This window comes from Paenibacillus sp. P46E (assembly GCF_001909095.1).
Lineage (GTDB): Bacteria > Bacillota > Bacilli > Paenibacillales > Paenibacillaceae > Paenibacillus_AQ > Paenibacillus_AQ helianthi.
In genome coordinates this window covers 52,655-67,872 of sequence record NZ_LVYZ01000031.1, presented here as the reverse complement: position 1 = coordinate 67,872, position 15,218 = coordinate 52,655, and the positions used below count along the sequence as shown (strand labels likewise).

At 50.7% G+C, this 15,218-nt stretch carries 8 protein-coding genes and 1 other annotated feature; of the genes, 6 read left to right on the top strand and 2 right to left on the bottom strand.

Features of this window, described 5'->3' with window-relative positions:
- The first annotated feature begins 47 nt into the window (after nt 1-47).
- The gene (locus A3849_RS08675; RefSeq protein ID WP_218619219.1) at nt 48-3,695 is read left to right on the top strand and encodes a discoidin domain-containing protein; all 3,648 of its coding nucleotides are present in this window, start codon (nt 48-50) and stop codon (nt 3,693-3,695) included.
- 34 nt (nt 3,696-3,729) lie between these two features.
- Nucleotides 3,730-6,450 (top strand): glycoside hydrolase family 3 N-terminal domain-containing protein, encoded by a 2,721-nt coding sequence (locus tag A3849_RS08670; RefSeq protein WP_074111051.1) that lies wholly within the window; start codon nt 3,730-3,732, stop codon nt 6,448-6,450.
- 39 nt (nt 6,451-6,489) lie between these two features.
- On the opposite strand, the gene A3849_RS08665 is transcribed toward A3849_RS08670, so the two are convergent.
- Nucleotides 6,490-7,680 (bottom strand): oxalate decarboxylase family bicupin, encoded by a 1,191-nt coding sequence (locus A3849_RS08665; RefSeq protein ID WP_074111050.1) that lies wholly within the window; start codon nt 7,678-7,680, stop codon nt 6,490-6,492.
- Nucleotides 7,681-7,851: 171 nt separating this feature from the next.
- Here A3849_RS08665 and A3849_RS08660 point away from each other — a divergent pair, with 171 nt between their 5' ends.
- The 4 genes from A3849_RS08660 to A3849_RS08645 all read left to right on the top strand — a co-directional run bounded on the left by A3849_RS08660 (nt 7,852) and on the right by A3849_RS08645 (nt 13,416).
- Nucleotides 7,852-9,408 carry a tetratricopeptide repeat protein gene (locus A3849_RS08660; protein WP_074111049.1) on the top strand — a complete coding sequence of 519 codons (1,557 nt, stop codon included), beginning with the start codon at nt 7,852-7,854 and terminating at the stop codon, nt 9,406-9,408.
- Between the two features lie 51 nt (nt 9,409-9,459).
- Nucleotides 9,460-9,725 (top strand) — a binding site (T-box leader).
- Nucleotides 9,726-9,809: 84 nt separating this feature from the next.
- Entirely contained in the window at nt 9,810-11,495 is a 1,686-nt protein-coding gene (locus A3849_RS08655; RefSeq protein ID WP_074111048.1) for a glutamine--tRNA ligase/YqeY domain fusion protein, read from the top strand.
- A 97-nt stretch (nt 11,496-11,592) separates the two neighbouring features.
- Nucleotides 11,593-11,787 carry a DUF2933 domain-containing protein gene (locus tag A3849_RS08650; RefSeq protein ID WP_074111047.1) on the top strand — a complete coding sequence of 65 codons (195 nt, stop codon included), beginning with the start codon at nt 11,593-11,595 and terminating at the stop codon, nt 11,785-11,787.
- 366 nt (nt 11,788-12,153) lie between these two features.
- Nucleotides 12,154-13,416 (top strand): Nramp family divalent metal transporter, encoded by a 1,263-nt coding sequence (locus A3849_RS08645; protein WP_178382645.1) that lies wholly within the window; start codon nt 12,154-12,156, stop codon nt 13,414-13,416.
- Nucleotides 13,417-13,813: 397 nt separating this feature from the next.
- Here A3849_RS08645 and A3849_RS08640 read toward each other — a convergent pair whose 3' ends face one another.
- Entirely contained in the window at nt 13,814-15,121 is a 1,308-nt protein-coding gene (locus A3849_RS08640) for an ABC transporter substrate-binding protein (protein WP_074111046.1), read from the bottom strand.
- Nucleotides 15,122-15,218: the final 97 nt, after the last annotated feature.

The following is a 15,218-nucleotide window of genomic DNA, read 5'->3' as shown; positions in this document are numbered from 1 at the left end:
AAGTCAGGTTATTTTAAGAAAAAGAATGACTACTAGGAGGAAAAATGATGATGAAGAAACGGGGCCTTCCACTCTTCTTAGCTTTGATTCTCGCACTGGAGTTCCTTATTGTTTTGCCAAGAGCTGAGAGGGCTGAAGCTGCGCTCGCATCAAGCAGTTTCTTGAAAACGGACGGCAAATTTATTAAAAACAACTCTGGTTCCGGGGACGTTGTGACTCTAAGGGGGACAAACTTCGGAGGGTGGTTGAACTTTGAGGATTGGATGTCGCCTGCCGGGGAATTTGCCTTCGATCGGACAGGCTGGATCGCTTCGGCTTCAATCAACAGTTCTAACGCCGGAAATGCGATTGACGGCGACCAGACAACGAGCTGGAAAACAGCATCCGCTCAGACTAACGGTCAATGGTTCCAGGTGAATATGGGATATACGGGTTATTTCAACCGCATATATGTCAATGCAGCAGGCTTCACGGGAGAATATCCGGTAAGTTACCAGGTACTCGTATCGAATGATGGTACGAACTGGAGAGACGTCGCAACGGGTTCAGGCACGGTACAAAATACGGTTATTCGTTTCATACCACAGGTGGCACAGTATATCCGGGTGGTTCAGACCGGATCAAGCTCTTCCAATTGGTGGTCCGTGGCAGAGTTTAATGTATTCTCAGATCCAACTATGAACAATGCGAGCCTTAAGGCAACGGCATCCTCAACGGGAGCGGGCACTACTGCAGCTAATGCGCTTGACGGAGATGTGAATACCCGCTGGACGAGCGGGGCTGCGCAGACCAACGGACAATGGCTTCAAATGGATCTGGGATCAGGTCAGGATATAAGCAAGGTAGTTATAGATGCCGGGCCGTTATCTGCAGGCGATTATCCGCGCAGCTATGAGGTTCTTGGCTCAGCAGACGGAATTAACTGGACCAAATATGCAAGCGCTTACGGAAACTCGCGGATTACGGTTGCGGAATTTTGGTGGTCCTCCTATATGCGCTATGTCAGAATTGTACAAACCGGAAGCAGCTCTAGCTGGTGGTCGATTGCTGACGTCTCGCTTTTCTCCAACAACGCTTTGGAAAGAACGGGATGGTCGGTCTCCGCATCCTCCAGCGGTTCTGGCACGACACCTGGCAATGTTAAGGATGGAAATGCAAGTACACGGTGGACAACCGGCGCGGCCCAGTCGAATGGTCAATGGTTTCAGACCGATATGGGGGCAAGCATCCCAATTAATCAAATCATTCTGGATACCGAAAAGAATTCAACCTCTGAGCAGGATTACCCGGTCGGTTATACCGTCCAGGTATCCAAGGACGGGACCAACTGGACTACAGCAGCAAGCGGCCAAGGACGCCGCAAAGCAACACCGATTAACTTTCCAGCCGTAACTGCGCGTTACATTAAAATTACACAGACGGGCACCTCCACGAACTGGTGGTCCATCGGAGAGATGAACGTCTTTCTGAATAACGACGATCTGTCGATGAACTCCACGTACAAACAACGTTTTGGCGCTGCTGCGGCAGAAACCATTGTCACAACGCATCAAGATACATGGATTCAGTCCGGTGACCTGGACAATGTCGAGAACATGGGCTTCAACATGATCCGTCTCCCGATCGGCTGGAACGAGCTCCTCCATGAAGACGGCACCTGGAAAGCCAATGCTTGGACGAAGATCGACTGGCTGGTAAGTGAAGCCGCCTCCAGAAATATTTATGTCTTGCTGGATCTTCACACGCTGCCAGGCGGAAACTGTCCTTTTGCCAGCTGTGGACGCTCTGGACCGAATCCTAATGAATTCTGGACCAATACGACGTACCAGGATTGGGTTGTCGATATCTGGGAAAAGATCGCGAGCAGATACAAAAATAACCCCGCCATTGCAGGCTATGATCTTATGAATGAGCCATTAATTGATTATGGCGAAGATACGGACGATGTGAATCAGAAAGTGGATTTCTACGATCGCATGTATGACACCGTCCGGGGCATCGATCCTGATCATACGATTTACATTGCGGCCTTCTTTGACTGGGGTAATATTGTACCGCCAAGCGTCAAAGGCTGGACGAACGTTGTATATGAGGTACATCCGTACGATATGCCAAACGGGAAAGATTGGACCGCGCAAAACACATTGGCCGAAGATAAAATACAATCGATGGCGGTCAAGCAAAAGGATTGGGATGTCCCTGTATTGCTCGGCGAATATTCGCTCTATCATTACGATGATGTATGGTCTAAATGGATGGGCGGGCTGAACGCCATTCATGCGAACTGGACGAACTGGACGTACAAGGTTAAAGGCGATATGAATGAAGGCGTTGGCGGCTACTGGGGATTGTATAACAGCAACTCTGCACCGGTACCAGTCATCAATAATGATTCCGCGTCCACGATTACATCAAAGCTGCAGCAATTTGCAACAAGCAACTTCCAACCGAATACCAGCTTTATCAACACGGTGAAAAAGTTCGCCAAGGGTGATCCATGGATGGCAACCGTACCGCTTGACCAAACAGGCTGGACGGCAAATGCTTCTTCCACGGAGCCCGGCAGTTCTCCTTCCAATGCGCTTGATTGGAGTGCAAGCACCCGTTGGAGCACCGGGGCGTCGCAGGCGAACGGTCAGTGGTTCCAGGTGGATATGGGATCGAAGAAGGTGTTTGACCAGATTTCGTTCGAAACAAAGTCTACAGAAAAGTGGGATTATCCGAGAGGTTATGATATCCAGGTATCCAATGACGGGACGAACTGGACGACGGTGAAGAGTGGCAAGGGCTTTGGCTGGAAGCAGGCGATAACCTTCACGCCGCAGTATGCACAGTATGTGCGTGTTATCCAAACCGGCACCAGTCCCGATTGGTGGTCGATCGCCGAGTTCCATATTTATAACGAGCAGATGCTCAGTAAAGCGGGCTGGACCGCCACAGCATCGTCGTCGGACCCTTCTGGCAACGTTGCTTCCAGAGGTATTGACGGCAGCGGTTCCACCTGGTGGGCCAGCGGTGCCGGGCAAACGAACGGCCAGTATTACCAAGTGGATTTCGGGCGGGCCGAAACGTTTAATCGTGTATTAATCGATGCAGGAACTCATACGACCGATTATCCGAGAGGGTATCAAATTCAGGTGTCCGCTGATGCTTCGGCGTGGACGACTGTAGCAAGCGGAACCGGCAGCAGCCCTTCGGTTCTTGTGGATTTCGCTCCGCAGACCGCACGTTATTTGAAAGTCGTTCAGACGGGCAACGCGTCCAATTGGTGGACAATCGCAGAACTGAACGTTTACGGTGAACTGGAGAGGAACCGTACGGGGTGGACCGCCTCTGCATCTTTAACAGAATCGGGCAGTTCAGCGGCAAATGTCCTGGACGGAAATACCGTGAACCGTTGGAGTAGCGGTGCGGCACAAGCAGATGGACAGTCGTTCACAGTAGATATGGGATCTAATCAATGGATTAACCATATTGTCATGGATTCCAGCACCAGCACAAATGATTATGCGAGGGAGTTTGTTGTAGAAATGTCGTACGACAATACGAACTGGAAAACGGTAGCGAATGGCGAAGGAACCGGTCCTAATGTAGCGGTCAACTTCCCGATAACCGAAGGCCGCTATATTAAGATCACCTTGAAGCAAAGCTCCGCGAGCTGGTGGTCGATTTCTGAATTCAGAGTGTATGAATAACCGTTAGGGCTTCTCCATGAACAGGAGGGATCGTATGAAACATGTTAAGCCATTTTTCATTTTTCGAAAATATGCTTCCATTGCGCTTATCAGTTGCATGATATTTTCATTGTCAACGACGTTTCCAACTACTGTTTCTGCAGACGTACTGCCTTATCAAGATCCCGCTCGATCCATTGATACTAGAGTAGCGGATCTCATTTCACGGATGACGCTGGATGAAAAGATTGGCCAAATGCTTCAGGTTGAACGTCTAACCGCAACTACGGCGCAAGTAAAAGATCATTTCATCGGTTCCGTCTTGAGTGGAGGCGGTTCGAATCCAACTCCGAATACTCCAACTGCCTGGGCGGATACGGTGGATGCTTTTCAGACTGCCGCGATGCAAACCCGGCTTCAGATTCCTATCATCTATGGGGTTGACGCGGTTCATGGCCATAATAACGTCTATGGGGCGACGATTTTCCCTCACAATGCGGGTCTGGGGGCAACCCGGGATACGGATCTGGTGAAGCGTGTTGCCGCAGCAACCGCTAAGGAAGTCAGAACGACAGGGGTACAATGGAACTTCTCTCCATGCTTGTGCGCTCCGCAAGATATCCGATGGGGCAGAACCTATGAAGGCTTCTCTGAAAATGTCTCGCTTGTCTCTCAAATGGGCGTTGCCTACACGGAAGGCTTGCAGGGTCTTCCTTCTGACAACAGCTTCATGAAAGGAACCAAAGCAGTAGGGAGCATCAAACATTGGATGGGTGATGGCAATACCGTAAACGGTGACGACCAGGGCAATGTTATCCTAACCGAACCGGAATTAGAGCCGTACATTCAGCCGTATCGTGAATCGGTCGCAGCTGGTGCAAGAACGGTTATGATCTCACTCACTGCATGGAATAATGTAAAAGCGCATACGCATCACCACATGATTACAGATATGCTGAAACAAAACCTTAACTTTACGGGGATGGTCGTTTCGGATTGGAATGGTACGTATGCACTGTTCAATCAAGGCGTCTATTCCAGTTACTCCAGTGCCCTAAAGGATACGGTAAATGCGGGTATCGACATGTTTATGGAGCCGGATAACTGGCAGCAGTTTATTCCGGCGCTCAAAGATCTTGTTAATACCGGACAGGTATCCCAGTACAGAATTGATGATGCGGTCAGCCGTATTCTGCGTGTGAAATTTGAAGCGGGAATCTTTGAAGCGCCTTATACCGACAGAAGCTTGATTAGCGGCGGCACCTTCGGCGGGACCGAACACCGTGCGATTGCCCGGGAAGCCGTACGGAAATCGGCGACGCTGCTTAAGAACGAAAACCATATTTTGCCTTTGTCCAAAGGGGCGAAAGTATTCGTAGCCGGTACCAAAGCGAACGATATTGGTTATCAATCTGGAGGGTGGACGATTACGTGGCAGGGCTCTCCGGGCAATATTACGCCAGGCACGACGATCCTGCAAGGCATTCAAAACGCTGTCGCGAATTCCTCCAATGTCACCTATTCATCTACCGGTACTGGCGCGGCCGGGCACGATGCGGCAATAGTTGTTATCGGCGAATATCCTTACGCTGAAATGGTCGGGGATGTTGGAACCGGACAGCCGATAGCGGATTTGGAACTGAGCCCGGATGATATTACCTTGCTGAACAATGTGAAAAGTTCCGGTGTTCCCATGGTTGTCATCATGCTCTCGGGGCGACCGATGATAATCACCAATCAACTCCCGAATTGGGCTGCTTTCGTAGCTGCCTGGCTGCCGGGAACGGAAGGCAACGGGCTTTCGGATGTGTTATTTGGAGATTATGAATTCACAGGAAAGCTTCCGCTTTCCTGGCCAAGAAGCATGGCGCAAATTCCGGTCAACTCGAATGATGCCAATTATTCGCCTCTCTTTCCATACGGATTTGGCCTGAACACGTCCGCGACTAACACCAAAGAAATTCCAGGGGTGATCGAAGCGGAAAATTACAACAGCATGTATGGCGTTCATACGGAAGCGACGACAGATATTAACGGCGGATTAAATACAGGTTATATGGATGAGAACGACTGGATGGATTATAGGGTGAACGTCCCTGTATCAGGAACTTACAAAGTCAGTTTGCGATTAGCAAGTCTATCAGGTGCGGCGAATGGAATAGAGCTGAAGAACGGAGCGACGACGCTTGCCACATTCAATGTACCAAATACGGGCGGATGGCAGACATGGACAACCGTTTCGAGCAATGTCCCGCTGAATGCCGGCGTTCAGACTCTCAGAATTCATGCCGCTGCGGGCAACTGGAATTTGAACTGGCTAGAAGTGAAGCCGACCTCCGCTACAACCGCCGGTAATCTCTTGACCAATCCAGGGTTGGAAACAGGGACGATGACAGGCTGGGAACAATGGAATGGAGGTACTCCGGCCCAATCGGCGGATACGGACAACCCCTATACAGGCAGCTATAAGCTGACACATTGGGCGTCCACCGCGTACCAGCAATTAACCAAACAAACGGTAGCTGTAGCGAATGGCACTTATAGGTTCAGCGCCTGGGTACGTTCGAGCGGAGGGCAAAAGTCACTGCATCTGTTCTCCAAAACAGGCGGCAGGGAAGTGACGGCTGAAATTACTTCTAACGCTTCGGATTACTGGCAGAAGTATACAATAGACAATATAAAAGTTACGACAGGGCAAATTGAAGTGGGCGTATGGTCTGACGCCAATGCAAATAACTGGGCAGCATTTGACAGCTTCGAGTTAACCAAACTATAAGATGTAACTCTTGGTCCATGCGATTATGCATGGGCCTTTTCATTTCCCCGGGCCGCCGTACCCTGGATAGGTAACGACAGGCCATTTCACCTTACGCAGCGCGTCCATCAGCTCAGGCCCCACGTTCAGGTTGCTGCTGACGAGTTCCTCAGGTGTGAGCGCCATCCATTGATTCAGCGAGACGTCGGCGAAGCGGTCGCTCTTGAACATTTCCAGGAACCATAAGGTTTCTGTTCCGGTATTCTGGATATAATGTCCAAAGGCGAAGGGGACATAACCGACATCCCCGGCCCTGTAGTTGAACGTACGTGCTGCCCCGTTGCCGCCAAAAACAGTCATGCGGCCCTCTCCGGTTAAATAATACTGCCATTCATCGTTGTTCGGATGCCAGTGCAGCTCTCGCATCGCCCCCGGCTCGATCTCAACCAGCGCTGCAGCTATCGTCCTGGAGATGGGGAAGTTTGAGCTGTCCACAATCCGCACGCTTCCGCCCGGAGTTTTCAGTGGGGGCTGGGCCAGCAGCTGATGCTTGAAGCTCAGCGGAATTTCGCCGAACGGGGACTGGACCTTTTGGCTCTGTATGGAGCCAGGAACCTGGTCCTGGTAGATATAGACTTGATCCTTCGGGAGATAGTCAAAGGCCGAAGGCGGCACCCCGAAGTTAGCGGACAGCACCTCTTTTGGGGTATGGGCGAACCAGTCGGAGATGGAGAGGGTATTGAGATCGGAGAAGCTGCCATCATCAAAAACAAGTAAAAATTCGCAGCCCTCCGCCAGCCCCTGAATGGAATGGGGAATTCCCGGAGGGAAGTACCACAGATCACCCGGTCCAATGTCAGCAATGAAGTTCCGGCCATTCTGATCTACCGCGGTAATCCTTGCACTTCCAAGCAGCATGTAGGACCATTCGGCCTGCTGATGCCAGTGCAGCTCCCGTACACCGCCCGGGGTCAGACTCATGTTGACCGCCGCAAGAGTGGTGGCAATGGGCAACTCTCTGGCCGTGACCTCTCTGGACCAGCCGCCCTGATTCAGCTGCATGTGGGCATCGGAAAAAGAAAATTTCAGATTGGGAATGAGTCCGTTATCTGTAACTGGAGGGACGAACATATCCGGGTTCTCCCGGTCCCGCATCACATCGCGGGGGCCGAGATCAACATTGCCTGCGCCGTCACTGCGTATCGGCTGGGGGATATTTGGGTAACTCGCTGAATGTTTAGCGGATTCCATAGGCCTGGCTCCTTTCCTGATCGCAATTGCTCAATAGAGAATATATGCCGTAAGGATGTTTGAAGATGCCCGCTTTTCTAAAACAGTAATTGACAGAGGCCGCTTGAAGATGGATTCTTAATAGTGGAGTAAGCATCAATCAGAAGATTACAGAGAGCAGGGTATACACATATGACAGACAGCGGACAAGAACGCTACCGCTTCAGCGAAGCACCGATATGGGAGCTGCAGCGCAAATATTATGAAGAATTGGGCATGCAAGCCTGGAAGAACGACCAGGTTCCCCAGTATATAACGAGCAATCCGATGATTGGAACGGGCTATGCGGAGATGATCTTCGGCTTTCTGCAGGACCGGGCGGCGATGGGGCAGACGACAGAGCCGGTGATTATTCTGGAGCTGGGTGCGGGGGCAGGACGCCTTGCGTTCCATGTACTGCAGAAGCTGTGTGAATTGATCGATTATGCAGGGCTGACCCTGCCTCCTTTTACCTATGTCATGAGCGACCTTCCCTGGAAAAATATCACCGGCTGGCAGCAGCATCCCGGCCTGATTCCATTTACTCAGCAGGGTATCCTTGATTTCGCGCGTTTTGATGCCGTTGCGGATACAGAGCTGCATTTGACACAGAGCGGAAAGGTGATTGTACCAGGAACGCTTGAGCAGCCGCTGATGGTCATTGCCAACTACTTTTTTGACAGTATCCCGCAGGAGCTGCTCTATGTAGATGAAGGGAAAATATATGAATGCGAGGTATCCCTGAAGTACCCGGAGCAGTCAGCCACCATGGGCCCTTCAGAGGTGCTCAGGGATCTTATCCCGGAATATTACTACCGCCGTGCAGAGGGCTACGAAGAGAATTCATACCCTTACCGCGATGTGATCGCCTTCTATCAGGAAAAGATGGAGGATGCACATGTGCTCTTCCCCGCGGCTGCACTGGGATGTATGGAGCGGCTGAGTGCGCTGTCCGGGGCGGGCTTCCTGCTGCTGACCGCCGATAAAGGCGATCACCGGCCGGAGAACTGGGAGTATGCCGAGCCGCCGAAGCTGATTCATCATGGCAGCATCTCGCTAACCGCCAACTATCATGCGCTGGAGTGTTATTTTGAACAAAAAGGTGCAATATCTTCATTTACCGAGCATCATTACAAGAACCTGAACGTTGGCTGCATCTATATGCTGGAAGAGCCGATGCGTCATGTCCAGGCCCGCTTGGCCTACCGCAGATTTATCGAGCGCTTTGGTCCGGATGATTTCTTCAGCCTGAAGCTATGGATTGATCAGAATTTTGATACCATCGGAATGCAGCAGATTCTGGCCTTCTGGCGGTTGGGCGGCTATGACGCGGAGCTGTTCATTCAGAGTGCGGAGCGGATCTCCAGCCTGCTGGAGGACGCCAGTGACGAGGAGATTCTCGATCTGAAGCTGGGGATCGACCGGATGTGGACTGGCTTCTACCCGATGCCGCAGAAATACGATTTGGCCCTGGACAGCGGTCTGCTGCTGTTCGAGATGGGACTGTATGAGGATTCCCGGCGCTTCCTTACGCAATCGCTGAAGGAGACGGAAGACGAGCCTGTGGTTACAGTTCTCTACTGCCTGGCGATCTGCAGCTATGAGCTTGAGGATCTGGAGGCTGCGCTGGAGTATACCCGGCAGGCCCTGGTTCTTGAGCCGGAGCATGAGGAAGCGCTGGATCTGCTGGCGGCACTTAGCGGGGACTGATGCCTGCTTTACATTACGGCTGTTTTTTGGTAATAATATAAGCAATTATAATGAAACGCAATGAAGAGAAGAGTAGATAGATCCATTCTTTCACAGAGAGCTCCGGACGCTGAAAAGGGGCAAAGAACGGTGTATTGAACCAAGTCTCTGAGCGGCGTACCGGAACGGGCTGATGAAGCTGGGGATGGTACGACAGGAGCTCCTGTTACAGAGCTAGAGTATAAGCCTTGCCTGCCCGGCAATGCCGTACTCGATGAGATTAATATGGCGACATATTAATAAACCTGGGGTGGTACCGCGAGAATCTCGTCCCCAAGACCATACGTCTTGGAGGTGAGGTTCTTTTTTGCATGGGCAAAGGTTCGTCAAAGCGGTAATCACATACACAGGAGGTTTCGGGCATGAGTAACGACTTGGAAGCCGCGGCAGCGGAGAATTATATGGATAAGCTGATCCGGGAAGATATAGAGGCAGAAATCTACAGCAGAGGGATCTGCACAAGGTTTCCTCCGGAACCAAACGGGTATCTGCATATCGGCAGTGCGTTCGCCATTCACACCAATTACGGGATAGCACAAAAATATGGCGGAACCTTTCATCTGCGCTTCGACGATACGAATCCGCTCAAAGAGGATATGGAATATGTTCAAGCGATCATCCGGGATATCGAATGGTTGGGCTGCAGTCCGGGAGAGCATATCTACTACGGCTCGGACTACTCGGAGCGCATCTACAGCAGCGCGCTGGACTTGATCCGTAAAGGCAAAGCCTATGTCTGCGATTTATCACCGGAAGAGGTGACCGCCTATAGAGGTACACTTACGGAACCGGGGAAGGACAGCCCTTACAGGGAACGGTCCGTGGAGGAGAATCTCCGGTTATTCAGCGGGATGAGAGAAGGGATGTACCCCACCGGCTCCCGGGTGCTGCGGGCCAAAATCAATATGGCTTCACCTAATATCAATCTGCGTGATCCGGTGCTGTACAGAATTATTCATGCGGAGCATTACCGTACAGGGGATGCGTGGTGTATTTATCCGATGTATGATTTCGCCCACCCGATTCAGGATGCCATTGAAGGTATTACCCATTCCTTATGCTCGCTTGAGTTCAAGGATCACCGGCCGCTCTATGATTGGGTGCTGGAGGAATTGGGTGTTGAAGAAGCGCCCCGGCAAAGGGAGTTCGGCAGGGTCAACCTGACGGGTGTCGTCACCAGCAAGAGATATCTCAGAGCACTGGTGGCGGGGAACTATGTGGACGGCTGGGATGATCCGCGGCTGCCCACTTTGCGGGGGCTGCGGAGACGGGGCTTCACCCCCGGGAGCATCAAGGGCTTTGTCCATGAGATCGGGATGGTTAGGAACCAGACGATGGTGGATTTCTCCATGCTGGAGCACTGCCTGAGACAAGATCTAAAGGCCACTGTGCCGAGTATTATGGCCGTGCTCGAGCCGCTTAAGGTCGTAATTACCAATTATGAAGCGGAGGAGACAGAGTGGCTGACCCTTGCCAATAATAGCGAAAATGCGGAGCTGGGCGAGAGAGCGGTGCCGTTCTCCGGTGTGATCTACATGGAGCGTGAAGATTTCATGGAGGAACCTTCTCCGGGTTTCCGCAGGCTGACTTTGGGCGGCGAAGTGCGGCTGAAGGGGGCCTATATCATTAGATGTAATGAAGTGATTCGAAATGAAGCTACCGGTGAGATCAGCGAGCTCCGCGGTACCTACGATCCGCTGACTAGAAGCGGCGGAGCCCTTAGCGGACGCAAGGTGAAAGGCACCATCCATTGGGTCTCGGCCTGTCACGGTATACCGGCGGAAGTGTATCTGTATGAAAAGCTGCTGGAGGACAACGATGGCCCCAAGGCAGAAGGTGAAACCTGGGAGGCGTACTTGAATCCCGATTCTATGAAGCTTATGAAGAATTGCCTGCTGGAGCCTTATGCGGCTAATGCTAAGTCTGAGGACAAATTCCAATTTATGCGCCAAGGCTACTTTTGCGTAGACAACAAGCTGACCTGTGAAGATCGGCTGGTGTTCAACCGCATCGTTCCGCTGAAGGATACGTGGAAGGGCGGGAAATAAGCGGCAACACATGCGGTAATTCACGCAGCAACACAGTTTCTTCACAACCCCTCTTTATAATGAACTCAGCACCCTGAATTCTGGAGGAGGTAGAGCGATGAACTGGTCCTGGTTAGTTACACTGGTCTGTCCACTAATGATGATCTTCATGATGTTCGGCATGCGTGGAGGACATGGGCACGGCATGCATTCACGGCGGCAGCCAAAGGTTGAGGAGCTGCAGCAGGAACTGAATGAGCTGAAGGCGCAAAATGAAAAAATGCGGGCAGATCTTAACAGTATTATTTCTTAACGGCATGAAGAAACAGGCATAAAGTAACAGCGGGCGAGTGTCAGGGTAATCCTGAACCTCGCCTGTTTCCTTTTGAGAGAATGCTTTTTCGCCAAAGCCTCACTATCCGGGGCTTTTTTTCATATGAATAACGTAGCCTAATTTTACTTGTTAAGCATGAATGGTAGGCAGATTGGGTTAATAATAGGGTATGGAAATGATGCCAAGCATTTGTTTGCGTAAATGCATTTACATTTTTCACAACGCAGATTATAATAAAATTAAATTAAATGTTGCATCAGGGAAACTTTCGTGTGTATAGACAACTTTTCCGGGCAAGAGGAGGGATTGAAAATGATGGAGCAAAACTTAGCAGAAACACCTCCAATGATACACAGACGTAAAAACAAACTCACTGCACAGGCAGTGCTAGACGGGGATGTCAAAGGACTTAAAAGACTCCTTCCTTTCCTGGGCCCGGCTTTTATCGCTTCCGTAGCCTATCTGGACCCCGGGAATTTCGCCACCAATATTACGGCAGGTTCAAAATACGGTTATCTGCTGTTATGGGTAATATTTGCATCCAATCTGATGGCTGTTCTTATTCAGTCTTTATCTGCCAAGCTTGGCATTGCTACTGGTAAAAACCTGCCCGAGGTGGCACGGGAGAAATTCCCGAAGGGTGTATCGATTTTCTTGTGGATTCAGAGTGAGCTGGTGATTATTGCTACGGACCTGGCAGAGTTTATCGGCGCGGCTCTCGGACTGTACTTATTATTCGGTATTCCGATGCTGCCAGCTGCACTTATCACCGCTGTCGGTTCATTCGCCATACTTGAACTGCAGCGGCGCGGGTATCGTACACTTGAGGCGGGAATCGCCAGCATGGTGCTTATCGTCGTTCTGGCTTTTGCGTTCCAGGTAATCATGGCAAAGCCGGACGCCGGGGCGGTTGTCGCCGGGATCTTTACTCCGCAATTCCAGGGTGTGGACAGTATTCTGCTGGCTGCGGGTATCCTTGGTGCCACGGTAATGCCGCATGCGATTTATCTGCACTCCTCGTTGACACAGAGCCGCGTGGTCGGAATCGATGACAAGGAGAAGAAACAAATCTTCAAGCTGGAGTTCATCGATATTCTGATTGCCATGCTGATTGCGGGTGCGGTCAATATGGCGATGGTGATCGTGGCTGCCGCGTTATTCTTCAAAAACGGCTTAGTGGTCGAGGATTTGGATATTGCCTTCGAGCAGTTCCGCCATTTAGCCGGACCGGTTACTGCGGTATCCTTCGGATTGGGCCTGCTGATTGCCGGACTCTCCAGCTCCTCGGTAGGGACAATGGCCGGTGATGTGGTCATGCAGGGCTTCATTAACAAAAGAATCAATCTCTACCTGCGGCGGGCGATTACGATTATTCCTCCGCTGGCCATCATTGCCTTCGGCATCAATGCTACAAGCGCGCTGGTCATGAGTCAGGTCGTTCTCTCATTCGGGATTGCTTTTGCCCTAATTCCGTTGGTGATCTTCACGAGCGACCGCAAGATCATGAACGGACTGGTGAATCACCGGATCACTACAATCCTGGGCTGGATTATCTGTGCGCTGGTTGTATCGCTGAATCTGTTCCTGATTGTGGAGATGGTTATCTGAGAGGGTTGACGGAGCATGGAGCATTCATTTCGGTAATGCTAAGTGGAAAAAATACCACTGATTGAGTATTCCTAGTGGCACTTATTGAAACAAGTGGAAAAAGTCCAACTAAAATTTCTGATTCGGCTGGATAAAGGCCCTTTTGGAGATATCCCGCTAAAGTAATTGGATTTTTTCCACCTAAAGCTGGGAAAAGAATAATATTTATATTAATAGGTGGACAAATTCCACTTAAGCTTCATCACTCGCTTTGGTGAGGGTCTTGAGGCTAATTCTGTACAGATTTCCGCCCTTGTAAGTACCCATTTTGAATAGCTGCAAGCAAATAACGGGGGCCTCCTGAGTAGGAGGACCCCGTTATTTATGTTTGAGCAAGGATTACCCTGTCTTGTTATTGTTATTGCTTCACGATATCTTGTACAGCTTTGTCGAGCTTTTCCAGAAGCTGATCACGATTCAGCTGTCCGCCCAGGTATTCCTGCATGGCTGCACCGAAACCTTGGGTTACACCGTCAGGGAACATATCCCAGTTCCAGCCGAGTGCGGAGGCGGATTGTTTCTGCACAGCAACGGCAACCTGACCGATGTCTGCGGCATCGGCTTCCACATTCGTTTCGGCCGGAATGAATTTGAATTCCTTGGTCAGATACTTTTTACCCGTTTCCGAAGTTACAAGCCAGTTGAGGAAGGCTTTGGCTTCTTCCGGATGCGCAGACTTGCTGTTCACCACATAGTTGTTAGGCACACCTACGAGGATTGTTCCTTCTTTGTCGCTGATCGGAAGCGGCAGGAGGCCGAGGTGCATCGCTGGGTCAATTTTGTCGATATCCCCTTGTGTCCAGTTGCCCTGCAGCATCATAGCCGCTTTGCCGGATGCAAATTCAGCAACCTGGGTAGCATAGTCTGTAGTCATTTTGTTATCCTGTGCGTTGTCGAAAATAACATCTACCAGGTTGAGCCATTGCTCGAAGACCGGGTTGCCTTTGATAGTTGCCTTGCCGGCTTTGACATCTTCGATGAATTTCTTAGGATCCGGCTGGTGAGCCAGGCCAACGTTAACCAAGTGAATCCCCATAGACCACCATTCATTAGTAGCTTCAAAAGGCGTGATGCCTGCAGCTTTCAATTTGGCCACTGCATCTTTCAGCTGGGGAAGTGTTTTGGGTTCTTCGGTAATCCCTGCTTTAGTGAACAGGTCCTTGTTATAGATCAGTCCGTAGCCTTCAACGTTCATCGGCATGCCGTACAGCTTGCCGTCCACGGTTGCCGGCGTTTTGGAGGTTGGAATCAGATTGGCTGCCCAAGGCTCATTCGACAAATCAGTGGCACGGTCCATATAAGGAACCAAGGCTGTGTAGCCGCCGTTATTGAAAATCTCAGGTTCGGAGCCGGAAGCAATCTCCGCTTTGAGCAGTGCGCCGTAATCTTCACCGCCGCCATGCGTTTCCACTTCAACCTTAACGCCGGTTTCTTTCTCATATTCTTCAGCGAGTGCGTTCAGCTGCTCGGCAATTTCAACCTTGAACTGGAACATTTTGATCGTTACATTTTTGGCCGGAGCTGCGGTCGCCGCTGGTGCCGCTGTCTCTGTTCCTGAATTGACAGCGTTCCCATTACTTGCTGAATTATTATTGCCGCCATTACCGCAACCTGCGATAATAAGTGTGCAAACGGTTGCGATAACAAATGCGAACTTTCTTTTCATAGTATAACCTCCCTGGTCTAGTGTTTCCTGCAACTTGATCGTAATGGATATACGTTTGGACTTACACTTAATATTTTGCTCGAAAAGGTGGATATTG